The organism is Terrabacter sp. Ter38 (assembly GCF_024519435.1).
Lineage (GTDB): Bacteria > Actinomycetota > Actinomycetes > Actinomycetales > Dermatophilaceae > Terrabacter.
The window spans coordinates 87551-108248 of sequence record NZ_JALJRZ010000005.1 but is presented as its reverse complement, the minus strand read 5'-3'; the positions used below and the strand labels follow the sequence as shown (position 1 = coordinate 108248).

Genomic DNA, 20698 nt, shown 5'->3' with positions numbered 1-20698 from the left:
TCTCGCCCCCGGCGCCCACCCACCACGTCAACACCTCGACACGTCGACACGTCGCCACGACCATCAAAGGAGCAACGATGAGTGCCACCCCGGAGCCCGCGTCGGCGGACACCACGTCCGACGACCAGGACGTCCTCTACGAGGTCCGCGGTCACGCCGCCTGGATCACGATCAACCGTCCTCACCGTCGCAACGCCATGTCGCGGCGTACGGTCGAGCAGCTGACCGAGGCCTTCGTCGAGGCGGGCGAGGACCCCGACGTCTATGCGGTCGTCATCACAGGCACGGGCGACAAGGCCTTCTGTGCCGGTGGGGACATGAAGGAGATGGACTCGATCGCCCGCTCCGGCAAGCAGATCCACGTCCCGATGACCGGCCGCCATCGAGCGCTCTTCGAGGTCATGCTCGAGACGTACAAGCCCGTCATCGCCGCCATCAACGGTCACGCCATCGCCGGCGGGTGCGAGATCGTGCTCTCCGCCGACGTGCGCATCGCCGTGGCGGGAGCCACGATCGGCCTCACCGAGGCGCGCCGCGGCATGGGCGCCAACCTGGGGTCTGTTCTGCTCCCACGGCTCGTCCCGCGGGCGGTGGCCATGGACCTGCTCTACACCGCGCGAACCATCCCGGTCGAGGAGGCGCAGCAGCTGGGGCTGGTCAACCGCGTCGTGCCCCGCGAGGTCTTCGCCGAGGAGGTCCAGAGGTACGTCGACGAGATCCTCGCCAACTCGCCGGTGTCGCTGCGCCGTTACAAGGAGATGGCGACGAAGAGCTGGGGACTGCCGCTGGCGAGCGCACTGCGGCTCAATGTCGGCCCCAACCCGTATCTCAGCGAGGACCGGGTCGAGGGCGTGCGGGCCTTTCTCGAGAAGCGCGCGCCGGCGTGGACGAACCGCTGAGGGGGCATGATGAACTTCCTCGATCCAGGGCTCTGGGCCGGCCGCATCCACAGCGGGGGGTGGCTGACTGGTGACGGCGGAAGCCATGACGTCCGCGAGCCCGCAACCGGCCTCACCCTGGGCACCGTGGGTCATGCGACGCCGGCCCAGGTGCGTGCTGCCGCGACGGAGGCCGCTCGGGCGCAGCGCCCGTGGGCGCGGGCGACACCGCAGACCCGGGCAACCGTGCTGCGGCGGGCCGCCGAGCTGTTCGGCGAGCACGCCGACGAGATCTCCGACTGGCTGGTGCGCGAGTCCGGCGGGACACGCCTCAAGGCGGATCGAGAGATCGCGGCCGCCCGGGCCGAGTGCCTCGAGGCCGCCGCCCTGCCGACCCACCCTGCAGGCGAGGTGCTCGCGACCAACAGCGACCGCTGGTCCTTCGCACGCCGTCGGCCTGTCGGCGTCGTGTCGGTCATCGCCCCTTTCAACTTCCCCCTGACACTCGCCATCCGCTCCGTGGCGCCCGCGCTCGGGCTGGGCAACTCCGTTCTGCTCAAACCGGATCCGCGTACCTCGGTCAGCGGAGGTGTGGTCCTGCAACGGGTGTTCGAGGAGGCCGGCCTCCCCAGTGGTGGGCTCCACCTGCTCCCCGGTGCCGGTGACGTGGGGGAGGCTGTCGTGACCGCCCCGGAGGTCCGCGTGATCTCCTTCACCGGCTCCACTGCGGCAGGGCGGCGCGTGGGTGAGGCCGCGGCCCGCCTGCTCAAACGGGCCCACCTCGAGCTCGGCGGCAACAACGCCCTCGTCGTCCTGCCGGGAGCGGACATCGAGCTCGCCACCTCGGCCGGCGCCTTCGGGTCCTTCCTGCACCAGGGGCAGATCTGCATGGCGACCGGGCGGCACCTTGTGCACCGCGACGTGTACGAGGCGTATGCCACCCGGCTGGCCGAGCGTGCCGACGCCCTGCGCGTAGGCGACCCCTTCAGGCAGGACGTCCAGCTCGGCCCGGTCATCGACGAAGGGCAGCTCGCCGGGATCGACGCGATCGTCGCGGAGTCGGTGCGCGCGGGTGCGCGGGTCAGGGCCGGGGGCAGGCACGAGGGCCTGCTCTACCGGCCCACGGTCCTGACGGAGCTCGATGCCACCATGCCGGCGTGGACACAGGAGATCTTCGGGCCCGTGGCGCCGATCCTGCCCTTCGACGACGTCGACGAGGTTGCCGACCTCGTCAACGCGAGCGAGTACGGCCTCGCGGTGGGGATTCTCGGCGACGTCGGCGCGGCAATGCGACTTGCCGACCGCGTCGATGCCGGCAAGGTCCACATCAACGAACAGACCGTCGGCGACGAGGCGTACGCACCGATGGGCGGTGTCGGTGCCTCGGGCACCGGCTCGCGCTTCGGTGGCGCGACCGCGAACATCGAGGCGTTCACCGAGACGCAGTGGGTCACCGTGAAGCCCGAGATCGAGCATTACCCCTTCTGACTCACCCTGGACGAGGGAGTCGTGGCACGCACCCGCTCGCAGGTGGTTGCATGGGTGCGGGGTCCATCGGTCCAAGCCGCGCGTCCGCGGCGCCTGCGCGGTCCCCGCAGGTCCGAAGGGAGGGTGACCGTGGCGGACGGTCACGAGGAGAGCCGGCGCTCGGTGCTCGGCCGCGCGTTCGACATCCTCGACTGCTTCGCCGGCGGGGCGGAGCTCACGGTGGCCGGCATCTGCGAGCGCACCGGGCTGCCACCGGCGACGGTGCACCGGATGCTCGCTGCCCTCGTCAAGTGGGAGGGCGTCGAGCGACTGTCGCACGGACGCTACCGCCTGGGTTCGCGCATCTGGCGGCTCGGCATCGGCGCCCCCCAGGTGCGGCGGCTCAGGGAGCTCGCTCAGCCCTATCTCGTCAACCTCCACGTGGCCACGAGGGGGACCGTCTACCTCGGCGTCCGGGATGGCAGCGACGGGATCTTCTCCGACCGGATCACCCGCGTGAAGGCGACGCCGGGGTCGACGAGGGCGACGCGCCGGCTGCCACTGCACCGGACCGGCGGCGGGCGCGTGCTGCTCGCGCACAGTCCCGAGGCCTGGGACGCACTGTGCCGAGACGCGGAGGAGGACCCCAACCTCGCCGCCCTGCTGCCACGGCTGCGGGCCCAGCTCGCCGAGATCCGGCAGACCGGCGTCGGGGTGTCCCGCGACGACGGGCTTCCCGGCCGCACGTCGGTCGCCGCGCCGGTCCTCGGGCCCGAGGGCGTGATCGTCGCGAGCATCGCGGTGGCCTTCCCCGAGTCCCGGATACCGGACCCGCAGGACATCGTGCCGCGGGTGCGGGCCACGGCCCGGGCCATCTCGCACGATCTCGCGGCCGACGGTTGAGCGCACCGCCACCGGCGGCTGCCTGAGGTGTGCCGTCAGGCGCCGTCCTGCTGCTCCCCGAGTGTCGAGCGCAGCAGCCCCCGGAACCACTCGACCTCCGGGGAGCGGATGCTGCGGCGCATCGTGTACGCGGAGACCGCTGACGCAGGCACGGGGAAGGGCAGCTCGAAGGCGCGCACCTCACCACGGTCGGAGAAGCGCTCGGCATAGCTGCCCGGCGCGAAACCGAGATAGTCGGTGACCCTCAGGATATTCGTGATCCCGGTGAAGCTGGGCAGGGTGAGGGCCACGTCGCGGACGATCCCGTGCTCTCGCACGCTCGATGCCACCACGCCATGCCCGGTCGTCGCCGCGACCGCGACGTGCTGCTCGGCCTCGTACTCAGCGCGGCTGGGGCGCGGCCCGATGCGCGGGTGGTCGGTGCGGCACATGCCCAGGTACGGCTGGGAGAAGAGGAAGTCCCGCACGAGGTCGTCCCCCTCGAGCTGGGGCGTGCACACGACGGCGTCAACAGTGCCCATGCGCAGGGCGTCGGAGGCCTGTGTGACACGGAGGGCGCCCACCCAGAGCCTCGCCGAGGGGGACTGCTCGTGCATGGCCGCCACGACGCGTGGCAGCAGGCCCGTGACGCCCACGTCGCTGAGCATGATGGTGAAGGTGCGTCGCGACGTGGCCGGCTCGAAGGCCTCGCTGGCACCCATCGCGCTGTCGAGCCCATCGAGGAGCTCCCTCAGGCGGGGGTAGAGCAGCTCCGCGCGCCGTGTCGGCACGAGCCGGTGGCCCCGACGCACGAAGAGCTCGTCGCCGAAGAGCCGCCGCAGCTTGCCGAGCGCGTAGCTGACCGATGGCTGCGTGAGGAAGAGACGCTCGGCGGCCGTCGTGACGCTGAGCGTCTCGTACACCGTCACGAAGACACGGACCATGCCCACGTCGTACTGCGCCATCGTTCAATCATAGACCCGGTCTATATAAGCATGAACAGAATCGATTGGATTGAATGTCCCGCGCGCCCTACCTTCGAGAAAAGCACCTGGTCGACGACGACCGGGTCCCGAAGGAGCGAGAGCACCATGGCCACCGTTCGTGAAGCGACGTTCGAGCTGCTGCGGCGCCATGGACTCACCACCGTCTTCGGTAATCCTGGCTCCAACGAGCTGCTGTTCCTCAAGGACTTCCCGGAGGACTTCGACTACGTGCTCGCCCTGCACGAGGGCGCCGCCGTCGCGATGGCCGACGGTTTTGCGCAGGCCACCGGGCACGCGGCATTCGTCAACCTGCACGCGGCGGCGGGGACTGGCAACGGTATGGGCGTCCTGACCAACTCGGTCTACTCCAAGTCGCCCCTGGTGATCACCGCCGGTCAGCAGGTGCGCGCCACGGTGGGCCAGGAGGTGATGCTGGCAAACGTCGACGCGTCGCTCCTGACCCGTCCGCTCACCAAGTGGAGCGCCGAGCCCCTGTGCGCCGACGACGTGCCGCGCACGCTGAGCCAGGCCATCCACCTGGCGAGCCTCCCCGCGCCCGGCCCGGTGTACGTCTCGGTCCCGTACGACGACTGGGACAAGCCGGCGCCCGCGGAGACCAGCCACCTGACGCAACGCCACGTCGTGTCCGACGTGCGGCCCTCGGACGAGATGCTGAACGACCTGTTGGTGCGCCTCGAGGCGGCGGAGCGCCCCGTGCTCGTGCTCGGCCCCGACGTCGATGCGGAGCGGGCCAACGAGGCCGCGGTCCGGGTGGCGGAGGCCCTCGGGGCGCCGGTGTGGATCGCGCCGTCTCCCGCCCGTTGCCCGTTCCCGACCACCCACCCGGGGTTCCTCGGGGTGCTGCCCGCCGACGTCACGTCCGTACGCGAAGCCTTCGAGGGGCACGACCTCGTGCTCGTCGTCGGGGCCCCGGTCTTCCGCTACCACCACCACCGTCCCGGCGCCTACCTCCCCCCGGGCATCTGTGTGCTGCAGGTCTCGGGCGACCCCTCCGAGATCGCCCGCGCCCCCTTCGGCGACGGTTACCTGGCTCCGGTCGGGGCGACGTTGTCGGCGCTGGCCGAGGTCGTCGGGCACCGCGGCCAGGACGCCACCGCGGCGGCGCGCCGACCGGCGGTCGTGCGCGGGGCAGACCGGGTCGGAGCCATGCATCCCGACACGGTCTTCGCCACCATCGCGGCGGCGGCTCCCGACGACGTCGTCTACGTCAACGAGTCCACCTCGACGGCGCAGTCGTTCTGGCAGCACGCGCGGATGGTCGAGCCCGGCTCGTTCTACTCCCCCGCGTCCGGCGGTCTGGGCTTCGGACTGCCGGCAGCGGTCGGGGTCCAGCTCGCGCACCCCGAGCGGCGAGTGGTGGCGACGATCGGCGACGGCTCGGCGAACTTCGGCATCACCGCCCTGTGGACGGCGGCGCGATACCACGTTCCCGTCATCTTCGTCATCCTCAACAACGGCACCTACGGTGCGCTGCGCCGCTTCACCCGTCACCTCGACACGGGCGAGACCCCCGGGCTCGACGTGCCCGGCATCTCCTTCACCCGGCTCGCCGAAGGCTACGACGTGCCGAGCGAGCGCGTGGACAACGTGGACGACCTCGCCAACGCCCTGACCAAGGCCTTCGCCGGCACGTCACCGGTCCTCATCGAGGCCATCACGTACTTCGACTGACGGCAACAGGTCGTCTGGAGAGCAAGGAAACCACCATGAAGATCACCATCGAGAACCTGCATCTGCGCTATGGCAAGTTCACGGCGATCGACAACCTCAACCTCAAGATCGGCGAGGGGGAATCTGTCGTCCTGCTGGGCAAGTCGGGGTGCGGCAAGACGAGCACCATGCGGTGCATCGCGGGGCTTGAGGAGCCGACGTCCGGACGGATCACCATCGGCGACACGGTCGTCTTCGACGCCGAACGCGGGATCAGCCTGCCGCCCAACAAGCGCAACGTGGGCATGGTTTTCCAGTCGTACGCGGTGTGGCCGCACATGACCGTCTTCCAGAACGTCGCGTACGCCCTCAAGGTCCAGAAGCTTCCCTCGTCCGAGGTCAGGTCACGCGTCGACGAGGTCCTCGAACTCGTTGGGCTCAGCGACTTCGCCCAGCGGGGAGCCAGCCTGCTGTCCGGTGGCCAGATGCAGCGAGTGGCCTTGGCGCGGTCGCTCGTCATGCGCCCGTCCGTCCTCATGCTTGACGAGCCGCTTTCCAACCTCGATGCGCGCCTGCGCGACCGGCTGCGGGTCGAGCTGCGCGAGATCCAGCTCCAGCTCGGGCTCACGACGGTCTACGTCACCCACGACCAGCAGGAGGCCTTCGCTCTCGCTGACCGCATCGCCCTCATGCAGGGCGGCCGGATCGTGCAGATCGGCGGGCCGACCGACATCTACCACGGGCCGGCCAGCGCCTCGATCGCCTACTTCCTCGGAGTCTCCAACGTCCTCGACTGCACCGCCCGAACCGGCTCCGACGGCTACGTGGTCGCCACCGTGACCTCATCCGGGACGACGGTGCCCACGCGTCAGCGCAGCCTGCCCGCCGGCGACCTCAGGGTGTGCGTCAGATCGGAGGACCTCGTCATCTCGTCGACCCCCACCCGGGGCGACGGAGGCGAGTTCGCCGGCTCGATCGCCGTCACCAGCTTCCAGGGCGCGAGCGTGCGCTACACCGTGACGCTCGACGGCGGGGCAGACCTCGACGTCTTCTCGCCGGCAAAGGGCAGCACGCCGTACGCGATCGGGGACCGGGTCTACGTGTCGGTCGCGCCGGAGAACGTCCAGATCCTGCCCGCCGAGGTCACCCATGACGTGTCCGACGCGTCAGGTGAGGGGGTGGCGGCATGACCCAGGTCGACAACCGACCCGACACCGCCGGGATGGCGACGGCGGGTACGGCGGCCACGTCGTCTGCTGGTCCCCCGCAAAGCAGCCCGACGACTCGAGGTGCGACCCGGCGGACCCGGCGGATCCTGCGACGGGAGGGGCCGGCCTCCGTCATCCTCGCGATCCTCGCGGTGCTCGTCATCGCCCCGATGATCCTCGTGCTCATCGCTGCCCTCGCCACGGAGGTGCCGCGCCCGGGCAACACGGGCTTGGGGTCGTTCACGCTCGACAACCTCGCTCGCCTCGCCACCCCGGAGGCGACGCGAGGCCTGGTCAACTCCCTCGTCATCGGGGCAGGCGCCGCCGTGCTCGCGCTCGTCATCGGCGCGGTGCTCGCTTTCATCTGCGCCCGGACCGACGCTCCGTGGCGCCGCCTGATCTTCTTCATCGGCATGGCGCCGGTCTTCGTGCCGGCGCTGGTCGGCGCCCTCGCGTGGTCGCTGCTCGGGTCACCGAGCGCGGGGTACATCAATGTGCTGCTGGCCGACCTCGGACTGGACCTGCGACTCGACATCTACAGCATCGGTGGGCTCATCTTCGTCCTGGGGCTGTTCTACGCGCCGTACGTCTTCATGCTGGTGCACAGCTCGCTCTCGATGATGAACGCCGACCTGGAGGAGGCCGCCGCCGTGCACGGCGCCTCCCTCGGGCGCATGTTCCGCACCGTGACGGTGCCCCTCGCGATGCCGGCGCTGCTCGGGTCGGGCATCCTCGTGTTCGCGCTGAGCATGGAGAACTTCCCGGTCGCCGCGGTCCTCGGCAATCCGGCCGACATCGAGACGCTGCCGACCTACATCTTCCAGCTGATGGGCGCCGGGCCCGCGGAGGCCAACGCCGCGGCCGGCATCGCGATACTGCTCACCGCCGGGCTCATCCTCGTGACCCTTGGCCAACAGTGGTTCGTCAACCGCCGCAAGTTCACCACCCTCACCGGTAAGGGCGCGCGACCGCGGCAGGTGCCGCTCCGCCGGTGGCGCTGGCCCGCAACGATCTTCGCGATGGTGTACTTCACCCTGTCGGCAGCGCTCCCGACGCTCGCGCTGCTGCTCGGTGCCACCCAGGGTTCGCCGTACCTGACGAGCATGTCGCAGCTCTTCGAGGGCGGGGGCCTCTCCCTCGAGCGCATCGTCGACGTCGCCAACGCGCCGGACTTCCAATCGTCGCTGGCCAACTCCGTCGTGGTCGCCATCGGTGCCGCCCTCGCCGGCACGGTGCTGGCTTTCACCTCCTCGTACATCCGGTACCGCACGCCCAGCCGGCTCGGCAGCCTCCTGGAGCAGGTCGCCATGGGGCCGCTGGCGATCCCTTCGATCGTGCTCGGCATGGGGATCCTCTGGACCTGGCTGAGCCTGCCGCTCCCGGTCTACGGGACCCTCGTCATCCTCGGGATCGCCTGCATGGCCGTCGCCCTCCCGCAGGGCTACCGCTCGATCTCGGCCTCCATGCTCCAGCTGCACGGCGACTTGGAAGACAGCGCAGTCATGCTCGGGGCGCGCCGTGGCCGCGCGATCCTCCACGTCACTGTCCCGCTCATGCGCGTCGGCATCGTCTCGACGGTCCTCCTGCTGCTCATGCTCGCCATGCGCGAACTGTCCGCGTCCCTGTTCCTCTTCACCTCCGACACCCGGATCCTCTCCATCCTCGTCTTCGACCAGTTCGAGAATGGACAGACGACGACGGCAGCCTCGATCAGCCTGCTCTTCGTCCTCGTCATCGCCGCGCTCGCCATCACCGCGCAGCTCATCGGCGGGCGCGACACGAAGCGCAAACAGCTCACTGAGGCCTCTGACGCGGGCACCAACTCTCTCTGACCCGCGACCCGCGACCCCCGGCCGACGGCAACCGCCGGCGGCAACACGTGCTGCGCCTCTCGACGCATGCTCCCTGCATCCATGCCCAGGAAAGGTTCCACGACCATGAACAAGCGCACGGCAGCAATCCCCGCGATGACCCTGCTGCTCGTCGGCACCCTCGCCGCGTGCGGGGGGACGTCCTCCGCCGGCAGCGTCATCAAGAGCAATGCCACAGTCAACACCGCGGCCGGGCTCGTGATCGACGGTGAGTCGATCGCCGATCGGGCCACCTACGACACGGCCAAGACCCAGACGCTCAGCCTCTACTCCGGTTACCAGGAGTCCAACGAGAAGGAGTTCATCGCGGCGTTCACCAAGGACACCGGGATCAAGGTCGACCTCATGCGTCTCGTGCCCGCCCGCCTGTCGGAGCGAGTCCTGTCCGAGCAAGGCGCCGGCAAGCTCGGCGCGGATGTCATCCGAACCTCCGACTACGACATCGTGGATGGCTTCGCCAAGGCAGGCGTGTGGGACCCCTACGTGGTTCCCGGGACCAGCACGCTCAAGGACGTCGTCATCGAGGGCGGCAAGTTCTCGCGCGTCGCCGCCGTCGTGCAGACGTTCGGCTACAACACCCAGGTGGTCTCCGAGGCCGACGCGCCGAAGTCTTGGGCCGACCTTCTCGACCCGAAGTGGGCGGGCAAGATCGGCATCTCCCAAGGCCTCTCCGGCGGGTCGAACGTCGCGCTCAACCGGTTCGTGGCCACAAAACTGACCCCCGGTTACTGGGACAAGCTCGCCGCCCTCAAGCCGGTGGTCTACGACGGCGCCGGGCAGAAGGCGACGGCTCTCGCGCGCGGCGAGATCGCCATCGCGACCACCGGCTCGGCGTCGGTCAACGTCGCCGCGACCAAGGACAAGGCGCCGGTCAACTACGTCGTGCCGGCAGAGGGCTTCGTGACCTTCGACTACTACCTCGGCAAGACGAAGGCGGCCAAGAACGTCGAGGCCGCCAAGATCTTCATGAACTACAACTTCTCCAAGCGCGGTCAGAGCCTCTTCGCCCAGCTCGGCGACTACGCCGTGCGCCCCGATGTTGCTGCCCCGGTAGCGCTCGGCCGTGAGCTGCCGGACGTGACGTCGGACAAGGTATGGCGGATGTCGCTCGCCGACGTCGACAAGCAGGTGGCCGACTCGGCGGTGTGGAAGCGCGCCTTCAAATACTGACCTTGCACTCCTGGCCACGTGACAGTCGACCGCGTCCCCCAAGGGACGCGGTCGACCGGTCCCCCACCCCGCCCCGCCTGGGAACGTCGCAGGGACCTGAGACCCGCGTGCGCGAGCATGGATCGCTTGCGGTGCATGTCAATCGCGGGCCCAGGTCCACCCAACCCGTCATTTCGTCCGTCGACGGCGATATATGTGTAGTCAAACGCCTCGTGCTCTGGACGTTCCTCGGAGAGCATCTGCGCGAGCTGTTTTACCCCGTCATAGCCCCGAAACGTGCCCCGGTCGATGAGGACGACGACGTCCTCGGCGACAGTGCGCTGAAGGTCCTCATCAAGGACGCTCGAGGGCTTGTCCACCCAGTCGTTGGCCAGGTTCAGGTGGTCATCGAGCACTTCACGTGCAGTGCGGCGGCTCAAGTCCTCACGGTGGGTCCCTCGGCTCGCAATTCAGACCAGCCGGTCGGTCTCGGGTCACCGACGCAAGGTCTCGCCGCCGTGCGGCCAACCGCCGTGATTCCGTCTGCTGCCACAACCGCCTCGGGCGCGGAGACGGCTACGGGCGAGCTGTAGAGCCACCCCATCAGGGTGATGCGCGCCCACCCCGAGGGGCCGACCATGGTGACCGGTGCTCTCGAGTGTGAGGGGTTGACGATGACACGTGTGCGGGCGCGATTGCCCGGGATGTCGCCCGTCAGGAGTGGCGGACACCATGGCTGAGGGTCCACCGCCCGTCGGCGCGACCGGCGCGGAGGCATCGACCCAGCCGACGCGCGCCGGGCTCGTCCTGCTCGCCCTCATCACGGTCGCAGGGGTCGCGAACCTCAACCTGTCGGTCGCCAATGTCGCGCTGCCGTCGATCGGCCGCGCCTTCAGCTCCTCCCAGACGACGCTCGACCTCATCGCAGTCGGGTACTCCCTCGGGCTCGCCGGATCCGTGCTCTACCTCGGAGCGATCGGCGACCGCTACGGCCGCAAGCTGCTGCTCGTCCTCGGCATGGCGCTGTCCGTACCGGCCTGCCTGCTGGCCGCCTACGCCCCCTCCGACGTCGTGCTGTTCCTGGCGCGGGTGCTCGGCGGCGTGTCGGCAGGCATGGCCTACCCCACCACCCTCGCGCTGATCACCGCACTGTGGGCCGGCCCCGCCCGCACCCGATCGATCGCCCTGTGGTCTGCGATCGGTGGCGGCGTCGCCGCTCTGGGACCGCTGGTCGCAGGCTTCCTGCTCGAGCGCTTCTGGTGGGGGTCGGTCTTCCTCGTCACGCTTCCGCTGGCCGCCGTCGCACTCGTCATGGCGGTGATGCACGTGCCGGCCCACGTCAACGAGACCGCCGATCCGGTGGACAACCTCGGTGGAGTGCTGTCCGTCATCCTCGTCGGCGCGCTGATCCTCGCGATCAACTTCGCTCCCGTCTCCGGCAAGAGGACGGTGGCACTCGGCCTCGCGGTCGTCGCGGCCGCCGCGCTCGTCGCGTTCGGCGTGCGACAGCGACGGGCCTCGGTGCCGCTCTATGACCTCCACATCGCTGGGCGCCGCGTCTTCTGGGTGGCGGCGTGCGCGGGGATCGTCGTCTTCGGCTCGCTGATGGCATCCGCCTTCGTCAGCCAGCAGTACCTCCAGAACGTCCTCGGCTACTCCACCTTCGAGGCCGGTGCGGCCTTCCTGCCAGCGGTGGTCCTCATGGTCCTGGTCGCGCCGCGCTCCGCGAAGCTCATCGAGTCGCACGGATCCCGGTTCACGCTGCTGGCTGGCTACGTGTTCCTGTTCCTCGCGTTCGCCTGGATGCTCGTCTTCTGGTCCGAAGGCAGCCCCTACTGGCAGATCGCGCTCGCCTACGCCTTCATCGGCATCGGCGTCGGGTTCGCCGGCACGCCGGCGTCGCACTCGCTCACCGGCTCCGTCCCGGTGCAGCGGGCCGGCATGGCTTCCGGCACCGCCGACCTGCAGCGTGACCTCGGCGGTGCGATCATGCAGTCGATCTTCGGGGCACTGCTCACCGCTGGGTATGCCGCCGCCGTCAGTGCGAGCGTCGCCGCCGCCTCGAACGGCGACGAGATCACCAGCAGCGTGCAGAGCGAGCTGACGAAGTCGTTCGCCGGCGCCGACGCGGTGGCCGAGCAGTATCCGCAGTACTCGGCACAGATCATCGCCGGCGCCCGGGAGTCGTTCCTGTCGGGCGCCGACTGGGCCTACACGGCCGGCATCATCGCGATCCTCGTGGGTGCCGTCATCGTGTTCGTCCTGTTCCCGAAGCATCAGGGAGAGCTGGAGCTGCTGGCCCGGTATCGCGCAGAGGATGCCCGGCCGTCCAGGGCGGGAAGCCGCACATGAGTACGGATCGGCCCGACAAGGCGTCCCGGCTGGCCCCCGAGTCGCTGCGCGGCTACCGACGATCGTGGCTGAGGGCGGACATCGTCGCCGGGCTGACCCTCGCGGCGGTGGCCATCCCCGAGACCATGGGCTACACCTCGATCGCCCAGGTGCCGGTGATCACCGGTCTCTACACGGTTCTCTTCCCGGCACTCGTCTTCGCGCTGCTGGGCTCGTCCCGGCTGCTCGTCGTCGGCGCCGACTCCGCCACCGCAGCGATCCTGGCCGGCGGCCTCGCCGCCCTCGGGATCGCCGGGCTCACGCCGAACTCGCCGCAGTGGCTCGCCCTGGCCTCGTTGACCGCGCTCATGTGCGGCGTCCTGCTGCTGCTCGCCCGACTCCTGCGGCTGGGGTTCCTCGGTGACTTCCTGTCCGCCTCGGTGCTCATCGGCTTCCTCACCGGCGTGGGCATCCAGGTCTTCACCGGCCAGCTGCCCGACATGCTCGGGATCCCCAAGGGAAAGGGCAACTGGTTCGAGCAGCAGTGGTCGATGCTGACCCGTCTGGGCGACACCAGCCTGCCCACCCTGGCCTTCGCCGTGGGGACCCTCGCCATCATCGTCGGCTTCAAGCGCTTCGTGCCGAAGGTCCCGGGGGCGATCGTCGCGGTGGTCCTGTCGATCATCCTGGCCTCCACCCTGCAGGTCTCGTCACACGGGGTGGCGATCGTCGGGCCGATGCAGGGCGGGTTCCCGCCGGTCGGACTGCCCGAGGGAATCGGCTGGTCCGATGTGCCGCAGCTGCTGGGCGTGGCCTTCTCGTGCTTCGTCCTCATCATCGCCCAGAGCGCCGCGACCTCGCGCAGCTTCGCCACCCGACACGGTCAGCGGGTCGACATCAACCGAGACATCGTCGGCCTGAGCGGGGCCAACCTCGCAGCGGGCCTGAGCGGCACGTTCGTGGTCAACGGCAGCCCCACCAAGACACAGATCCTCGATGAGCAGAAGGGCAAGACCCAGCTGGCCAACGCCACCATGGCACTGGTGGTGCTCGTCATCGTGCTGTTCTTCACCAGCGCGCTGACCAACCTGCCCAAGCCGGTGCTCGGGGCGATCGTGTTCCTCATCGGCGTCGACCTCATCGACATCGCCGGGCTGCGCCGGGTCTGGCTGGCCCGGCCCAGCGAGTTCTACATCGCGGTCCTCACCGCGGTCGTCGTCTTCGCCGTGGGCGTGGAGCAGGGCATCGTCCTGGCCGTGGTCCTCTCCATCGTGGAGATGGTGCGGCGCCAGTACCGGCCACACCGGTTCGTGATGGGCATCGACGCCGAAGGCGAGCCGACCTACGCCCGAGCGCAGCAGGGCATGCAGAGCGCACCGGGGCTGCTCGTCTTCCGCTACGACGCTGACCTCTTCTACGCCAACGCGAACCAGTTCTCCGACGGGGTCCAGCAGCTCATCACCTCGACGCCAGACCCGGTGCGGTGGCTGGTGCTCGACTGTTCGTCGATCCCTGACATCGACTACTCGGCAGGGGCGGCGCTACACCAGCTCGTGACCTTCGTCGACAACCGAGGAGCGACGCTGGCTCTGGCCGCCCTCGACCCGGACCTGCGCGCGACCCTCGAGAAGCTCGGCGTCCTGCAGATGCTCTCCGCCGACCACATCTACCCGACCGTCGCGGACGCCGTCGTTGCGTTCCGCTCGTCGTCGCCGAAGCTCGGCCCCGGCACTCGACCAGCCGAGACGTAGGAGTCATCATGACCGTTTCCGGGACCCCATCGCACCTGAGCGCTGCCGAGCGACGGGCCCTCGGCAGGCAGGCGCGGGACCGCGCGCCGCTCGAGGCGCAGGCTGGCTGGCAACCACCACCGGGGCGCCCAGACCCGGTGGGCTTGCTCGAGGCCCAGAACGCCACACGAGAGCCGGACCTCGTTCCGGTCCGGCACGGCCGGATGATGGTCTCCGCGTTCACCTTCTATCGCGGCTCGGCCGCGATCATGGCCGCTGACCTGGCCACCAGGCGCACCGCAAGGCTCGATGTGCAGCTGTGTGGCGATGCCCACCTGTCGAACTTCGGGGTCTACGCATCGCCGGAACGGCAACTGCTCTTCGACCTGAACGACTTCGACGAGACGTTGCCCGGCCCGTTCGAGTTCGACGTCTGGCGATTGGCCGCCAGCTTCGTCATCGCGGCGCGCCACAACCTGTTCGAGCCCTCGGACGTCCGCGAGATCTGCCTGACCGTGGCTAGGTCCTACCGGGAGGCGATGGCGGAGTTCGCCCAGCAGGACACGCTGGACGTCTGGTATGCCCGCCTGTCCGAGGCCGAGCTGCGCAAGGGGATGAAGCGGGCCCGCCGGAGCCTGGTGGCCCTGGACAAGGACACCAAGGACACCAAGAGCCACCAGCACCCCTCGGCCGAACACGCGGGCGCGTCGATCAAGGCAGGCGAGGCCCTCCTGCGGAAGGCACACCGCCGGACCAACCTGCAGGCCCTGGCCAAGCTCACCGAGGTCGTCGACGGGAAGCAGCGCATTGTCAGCCAACCACCCGTGCTCATCCCGCGCCGCGAGCTCGACCAGTACTACGAGCTCGACGCCGCCGACATCGACGACGTCATCAGGCAGTTCTTCGCGCGCTACAGGCTGACGCTCAGCGACAGTCGGCGGCGCCTGCTGGACCGCTACACGATCGTCGACGTTGCCCGCAAGGTCGTCGGCGTCGGCTCCGTCGGAACCCGAGCCTTCGTGGCGCTCCTGGAGGGTCGCGACGAGAAGGACCCCTTGTTCCTCCAGGTGAAGGAAGCCACCCGGTCCGTCCTCGAGGCGCACCTGCCTGCAAGCGCGTACGTCGACTCCGGACAGCGCGTGGTCGAGGGCCAGCACCTGCTCCAGTCGGCGTCGGACATCTTCCTCGGCTGGTCCGCGGGCATCGAGACGGACCGGCACTACTACTGGCGCCAGCTCAGGGACATGAAGGGGGCTGCGGTCGTCGAGGCGATGGTCCCGGCCGGCATGACCTTCTACGCCCAGATCTGCGGCTGGACGCTGGCCCGCGCCCACGCGCGGACCGGGGACCCCATCGCCATCGCGGCCTACCTCGGCAGCAAGCGGCGGTTCGACAAGGCGGTCGCCGAGTTCGCGGAACGGTACGCCGACCAGAACGACCACGACTACGAGGCCTTTCTCGACGCCATCAGCTCGGGCCGCGTCGAAGCGCGCGCAGGGGTCTGAGCTGATGGTCGGACCACCGCCGCAGCACGCCGAAGAGCCCGCACCAAGGGTGGCGGACGTCCTGGTCTCTCCCCCGCGTCGAGTGGTCGTCGTGGCGATGCTCCGGGTCGTGCTGTCGCTGGTCGTGGCCGTCGTCGTGTACTTCCGCATTCCGCTCACGGGGGCGTCGGAGGCGCGGTCGGTCGCGACCTTCGTCTCCGGGTTGGTCATCGTCGTCGTGGTGCTCGCCTTCCAGACCCGCGGAATCGTTCGTTCGCCGTTTCCCCTGCTCCGGACGGTGGAAGCCCTCGCGACGACGGGTCCGTTGTTCCTCATCGTGTTCGCCAGCTCGCACTACGTCATCGACAACATCGATCCAGACAGCTACACCCAGCCGATGACACGACTTGACGCCCTCTACTACACCGTGACGACGTTCGCGACCGTCGGTTACGGCGACATCTCCCCCGTGTCGCAGACGGCGCGACTCGTGGCAACGCTGCAGATGCTGCTCGGTCTCGTCTTCCTCGGCCTCGTGGCCCGGGTCATCACAGGAGCAACGCAGCTCGGGATGAAGCGACGGAGAGAGGGCCACGAGAGCTGACCGCCCGATCACGGCGGACGACTCCGACCCAGTCCCCATGTGCCGGGTCGACTGACAAGCACAACGGCGCGAACACGACGATCAGCGCGATTGTTGCGAGCCACCCCGCAACGAGTCTCCGCAGAAACCGCGTGTGCACGGACACGCTCGCCGGTGTCGTCCTATGCCAACGCCATGGACTCGGTGGCGTCGATCTTCGAGATGGATGTCCGCCAGCCAGGTGGCGGAGTGGGCGGGACACAGCGTGGACGTACTCCTGCGCGTCTACGCGTCCTGCATCGTGGGGCCAGGACGAGGCCGCCCGACGACGAGTCGAGTCCGCGCTCAGCGGTGCCGCAGCTTCTCACGCAGCCACCCTGCGTGGGCCCCCGTCAGATTTCCCCACGTTTTCCCACAGGTCCGTAAATAGCCGTTCGCGGCCACCGACAGTCGGACATGCCCGTAGGACGGCAGAAGGGCCTCCGACCCGCGTTTCCGCTGGTCAGAGGCCCTTCCGAGCACTGGGTGGCAGGTGAAGGATTCGAACCTTCGTAGCTCTCGCGACGGATTTACAGTCCGTTTCCATTGGCCGCTCGGACAACCTGCCTTGGTGCGTCTGGAAGGATAGCAAGAGATCGGGCGCGGTCCGAAATCGGGGCCGCAGCGACCTCTTCGTCGTGGCCGCACCGCCTTCGCGCACTCGCCCAACAGACCAGACAACAGCATCCGGAAGGACCCCACCGATGGCCGACTCCTCGTTCGACATCGTCAGCAAGTTCGACAAGCAGGAGATCGCGAACGCGGTCAACAGCGCGAGCAAGGAGATCGCGACGCGCTACGACTTCAAGAACGTCGGCGCCTCCGTCGACCTCGCCGGCGAGGTCATCAAGATGAAGGCGAACACCGAGGAGCGCTGCCTCGCGGTGCTCGACGTCGTGCAGACGCACCTGGTCAAGCGCAAGGTCAGCCTCAAGCATCTCGACGTCCCCGAGGCAGGCCCGCGCCTCTCCGGCAAGGAGTACCACCTCGACGCGCCCCTCAAGGAAGGCATCTCCCAGGAGAACGCGAAGAAGATCAACAAGCTGATCCGCGACGAGGGGCCCAAGGGCGTCAAGAGCCAGATCCAGGGCGACGAGCTGCGCGTCTCGAGCAAGTCCCGCGACGACCTCCAAGCCGTCCAGCGGATGCTTCGCGAGGCCGACCTCGACGTCGCCCTCAACTTCACGAACCAGCGCTGACTCCCTCGGTTCGCTTGGGTCACAAGCGAACCCACCACGACAGAGCACGTATGCCGTCCACCTCGGTGGGCGGCATACGTGCGTCTCAGAGCGGCCGGGCGAGATCGCGCAGGTCGGGGAAGACCTCGACCGCGAGAGGCCACCAGAAAAGGTGGCCGCACAGCTGGGCGTAATCCTGCGGCGTGACCCAGCGGGTCTCGTGGATGCCGTCGTCGCCGTCGGTGAGCTCGGGCCGCACGTCGTCGAGCCGGGTGCGGAAGACCTGGAGGAACGGCTTGTCGCGGCCGAAGACGTTGTCATCGGTCTTCGGCGTGAACCGCTCGTAGCCGCAAGGGAGCACGTCCGGGTGCCGCAACCTCAGGCCGGTCTCCTCGAAGGTCTCCCGGACGGCGTTCTCGACCGGCGTCTCGTCGCCCTCGCGCCAGCCGCCCGGCGAGCCCCACTGGTCGCGGCGGACGCTGTGCACGACGACGAAGTCTCCCCGCCGGTCGCGGACGAAGACCATCGCCGCGAGCACCCGGGCGGGGTCGAGTGGGTCGTCGGAGGCCACGAGGTCGACGTCGCTCGGCCCGTTGGGGAAGGACACGTCGAGGATGCGACGCACCCCCCGGTCGCGTTTGCGCTTGCGGAGCCGCAGCCCGGACGCGTTGAGCCGGCGCGCGAGGTCGACCCCGGTCGTCGGCGTCGCGCCCGCGTCCACGGCGTCCTGCCAGCGCCCCTGCGGTACGTCGTAGTGGTCGCCGTCGAACGAGCGCGGGTGCAGCTGCGCTGCCCGCGCGACCTCGTGCAGCTCGTCGTAGGAGACGTCGCTGACGAGGTGGGCGAAGAGCCGACCGTGGGCGGGCCAGATCGGCTGGTCGATCCACACGGTCATGCCTCGAAGCCTAGGCCAGGGCGCCGACGCGTGCCGTCGGCGCCCTGTGGACGACCCCGGCTCCCGCTCCCTCGTCCGACCTAGCCTCGGACGAACGCGGCCACCGTCCGGTCGGCCCACGATCGAGGAGAGCACCCATGTCCCGTTCCGTCGTTGACACCGAACGCATCGCCGCAGCGGCCGGCGACATCCACCGGCTCGCCGACACCATCACGTCGAGCACCGCCGAGCTGCGCGGGCGCCTCGCCGGCATGGGCGCGGACTGGCAGGGCCCGGCCAAGGTCGAGTTCGAGCGCGTCATGCACGACTACCAGCGCATCCAGGCCCAGATGACCGAGGCCCTGGCCGACGTCGGCCGCCTCACCCTCAAGGCGTCCTCGGCCTACGCCGAGCACGAGAACGCGACCCGCGCCCTCTTCGCGCGCTGACCTTTCCCGGAAGCGGCGCCCGCCCTCGCGGCGCCGCAGGGCGTCGTGCCGCGGACGGCGAAAGGCAAAGGGAGAAGGGCGACTCCCCCGTGAGGAGGAGCCGCCCTTCGGACGTGCTGCGGTACTGCTCAGACGACATGGCTCAGAAGCCCATGCCGCCCATGCCGCCCATGTCGTCGCCACCGGGCATCGCCGGCGCGTGCTTCTCGGGCTTGTCGGCGATGACGGCCTCGGTCGTGAGGAAGAGGGCCGCGATCGAGGCTGCGTTCTGCAGCGCCGAGCGCGTCACCTTGACCGGGTCGATGATGCCGGCGGCCAGCAGGTCGCCGTACTCACCCGTCGCGGCGTTGAGACCGTGACCGGCCTCGAGACCGCGCACCTTCTCCGCGACGACGCCACCCTCGAGACCGGCGTTGATCGCGATCTGCTTGAGCGGGGCCTCGGTCGCGACGCGCACGATGTTGGCACCGGTCGCCTCGTCACCCTCGAGCGACAGCTCGTCGAGCGCCTTGGCGGCCTGGATGAGGGCCACGCCACCACCGGCGACGATGCCCTCCTCGACGGCAGCCTTCGCGTTGCGGACGGCGTCCTCGATGCGGTGCTTGCGCTCCTTGAGCTCGACCTCGGTGGCCGCGCCCGCCTTGATGACGGCGACGCCGCCGGCGAGCTTGGCGAGGCGCTCCTGGAGCTTCTCGCGGTCGTAGTCGGAGTCCGACTTCTCGATCTCGGCCTTGATCTGGGCGATCCGGCCCTCGATCTGCGAGCGGTCCTCGGCGTCCTCGACGATGGTCGTCTCGTCCTTGGTGACGACGACCTTGCGAGCCTTGCCGAGCAGGTCGAGGGTGGCGTTCTCGAGCTTGAGACCGACCTCCTCGGAGATGACCTGGCCACCGGTGAGGATGGCGATGTCGGTGAGCATGGCCTTGCGGCGGTCGCCGAAGCCGGGAGCCTTGACGGCGACCGACTTGAACGTGCCCTTGATCTTGTTCACGACGAGCGTCGCGAGCGCCTCACCCTCGATGTCCTCGGCGATGATCAGCAGCGGCTTGCCCGACTGCATGACCTTCTCGAGGAGCGGGATGAGGTCCTTGATGTTGCCGATCTTGGAGTTCGCGACGAGCACGTAGGCGTCGTCGAGGACGGCCTCCATGCGCTCGGTGTCGGTGACGAAGTAGGCGGAGATGTAGCCCTTGTCGAACCGCATACCCTCCGTCATCTCCAGCTCGAGGCCCATGGTGTTGGAGTCCTCGACGGTGATGACACCTTCCTTGCCGACCTTGTCCATCGCCTCGGCGATGAGAGCACCGATCTCCTCGTCGGCCGCCGAGATGCTGGCGGTCGAGGCGATCTGCTCCTTGGTCTCGATCTCCTTGGCCTGCTCGAGCAGGCGGGCGGTGACGGCCTCGACGGCCTTCTCGATGCCCCGCTTGAGCGCCATCGGGTTGGCGCCGGCGGCCACGTTGCGCAGGCCTTCCTTCACCATCGCCTGGGCGAGCACGGTCGCCGTCGTCGTGCCGTCACCGGCGACGTCGTCGGTCTTCTTGGCAACTTCCTTGACGAGCTCCGCGCCGATCTTCTCGTACGGGTCGTCGAGCTCGATCTCCTTGGCGATCGAGACGCCGTCGTTGGTGATCGTGGGGGCGCCCCACTTCTTCTCCAGGACGACGTTGCGGCCCTTGGGGCCGAGGGTCACGCGGACGGCGTCGGCGAGGATGTTCATTCCTCGCTCGAGCCCGCGACGCGCCTCTTCGTCAAACGCAATGGTCTTGGCCATTCGGGTGGTCCTCCACGCGAATCGTTGGTGGTGGCCCGCATGACGCCCGCGACGGACGGGACCGGTCTCCCCAGCTTCATGTAGCTGCGAACCCAGCCCCTCGGCATACGGCCCATTTCTGTCACTCCCCTAGGGAGAGTGCTA

16 protein-coding genes and 1 tRNA gene are annotated in these 20698 nt (G+C 69.1%); 13 read left to right on the top strand and 4 right to left on the bottom strand.

The window, feature by feature from the left end; translation table 11 throughout:
• Positions 1-77: 77 nt before the first annotated feature.
• From NR112_RS12210 to NR112_RS12200, 3 genes are all read left to right on the top strand, one after another.
• The gene (locus NR112_RS12210; RefSeq protein WP_256794600.1) at positions 78-899 is read left to right on the top strand and encodes an enoyl-CoA hydratase/isomerase family protein; all 822 of its coding nucleotides are present in this window, start codon (positions 78-80) and stop codon (positions 897-899) included.
• 9 nt (positions 900-908) lie between these two features.
• On the top strand, positions 909-2366 hold the full coding sequence (locus tag NR112_RS12205; protein WP_256794599.1) for a benzaldehyde dehydrogenase: 1458 nt from the start codon (positions 909-911) through the stop codon (positions 2364-2366).
• A 129-nt stretch (positions 2367-2495) separates the two neighbouring features.
• Positions 2496-3248: an IclR family transcriptional regulator gene (locus NR112_RS12200; RefSeq protein ID WP_256794598.1), complete on the top strand. Its 753-nt coding sequence runs from the start codon at positions 2496-2498 to the stop codon at positions 3246-3248.
• A 35-nt stretch (positions 3249-3283) separates the two neighbouring features.
• Here the strand turns inward: NR112_RS12200 and NR112_RS12195 are convergent, their stop codons facing one another.
• Complete coding sequence (locus NR112_RS12195) at positions 3284-4192, bottom strand: LysR family transcriptional regulator (protein ID WP_256794597.1); 909 nt, start codon at positions 4190-4192, stop codon at positions 3284-3286.
• 126 nt (positions 4193-4318) lie between these two features.
• Between NR112_RS12195 and mdlC the strand changes: the two genes are divergently transcribed.
• The 8 genes from mdlC (at position 4319) to NR112_RS12155 (ending at position 16261) form a co-directional block, all read left to right on the top strand.
• Positions 4319-5905 carry a benzoylformate decarboxylase gene (gene mdlC / locus NR112_RS12190; RefSeq protein WP_256794596.1) on the top strand — a complete coding sequence of 529 codons (1587 nt, stop codon included), beginning with the start codon at positions 4319-4321 and terminating at the stop codon, positions 5903-5905.
• Between the two features lie 35 nt (positions 5906-5940).
• Complete coding sequence (locus tag NR112_RS12185; protein ID WP_256794595.1) at positions 5941-7074, top strand: ABC transporter ATP-binding protein; 1134 nt, start codon at positions 5941-5943, stop codon at positions 7072-7074.
• Positions 7071-8924, top strand: a complete 1854-nt coding sequence (locus tag NR112_RS12180; protein ID WP_256794594.1) for an iron ABC transporter permease — start codon at positions 7071-7073, stop codon at positions 8922-8924. The genes NR112_RS12185 and NR112_RS12180 overlap by 4 nt, the downstream gene beginning before the upstream one ends.
• Before the next feature lie 105 nt (positions 8925-9029).
• Entirely contained in the window at positions 9030-10133 is a 1104-nt protein-coding gene (locus NR112_RS12175; protein ID WP_256794593.1) for an ABC transporter substrate-binding protein, read from the top strand.
• 711 nt (positions 10134-10844) lie between these two features.
• Positions 10845-12464, top strand: a complete 1620-nt coding sequence (locus NR112_RS12170; protein WP_256794592.1) for an MFS transporter — start codon at positions 10845-10847, stop codon at positions 12462-12464.
• Positions 12461-14194: a SulP family inorganic anion transporter gene (locus NR112_RS12165; RefSeq protein WP_256794591.1), complete on the top strand. Its 1734-nt coding sequence runs from the start codon at positions 12461-12463 to the stop codon at positions 14192-14194. The genes NR112_RS12170 and NR112_RS12165 overlap by 4 nt, the downstream gene beginning before the upstream one ends.
• Positions 14195-14202: 8 nt before the next feature.
• Complete coding sequence (locus NR112_RS12160) at positions 14203-15678, top strand: DUF2252 domain-containing protein (protein ID WP_256794590.1); 1476 nt, start codon at positions 14203-14205, stop codon at positions 15676-15678.
• Between the two features lie 97 nt (positions 15679-15775).
• Complete coding sequence (locus NR112_RS12155; RefSeq protein WP_256794779.1) at positions 15776-16261, top strand: potassium channel family protein; 486 nt, start codon at positions 15776-15778, stop codon at positions 16259-16261.
• A gap of 505 nt (positions 16262-16766) precedes the next feature.
• Here the strand turns inward: NR112_RS12155 and NR112_RS12150 are convergent.
• Positions 16767-16847 (bottom strand) — tRNA-Tyr (locus tag NR112_RS12150).
• Between the two features lie 136 nt (positions 16848-16983).
• On the opposite strand from NR112_RS12150, the gene NR112_RS12145 reads away from it, so the two are divergent.
• Entirely contained in the window at positions 16984-17478 is a 495-nt protein-coding gene (locus tag NR112_RS12145; protein ID WP_256794589.1) for a YajQ family cyclic di-GMP-binding protein, read from the top strand.
• 85 nt (positions 17479-17563) lie between these two features.
• Here NR112_RS12145 and NR112_RS12140 read toward each other — a convergent pair whose 3' ends face one another.
• On the bottom strand, positions 17564-18352 hold the full coding sequence (locus NR112_RS12140; protein WP_256794588.1) for a DUF4031 domain-containing protein: 789 nt from the start codon (positions 18350-18352) through the stop codon (positions 17564-17566).
• Positions 18353-18489: 137 nt separating this feature from the next.
• On the opposite strand from NR112_RS12140, the gene NR112_RS12135 reads away from it, so the two are divergent.
• The gene (locus NR112_RS12135) at positions 18490-18780 is read left to right on the top strand and encodes a WXG100 family type VII secretion target (RefSeq protein WP_020143387.1); all 291 of its coding nucleotides are present in this window, start codon (positions 18490-18492) and stop codon (positions 18778-18780) included.
• Between the two features lie 142 nt (positions 18781-18922).
• Here NR112_RS12135 and groL read toward each other — a convergent pair whose 3' ends face one another.
• A complete protein-coding gene (gene groL / locus NR112_RS12130) occupies positions 18923-20554 on the bottom strand; it encodes a chaperonin GroEL (protein ID WP_256794587.1) in 1632 nt (543 codons plus the stop codon).
• Between the last annotated feature and the right edge of the window lie 144 nt (positions 20555-20698).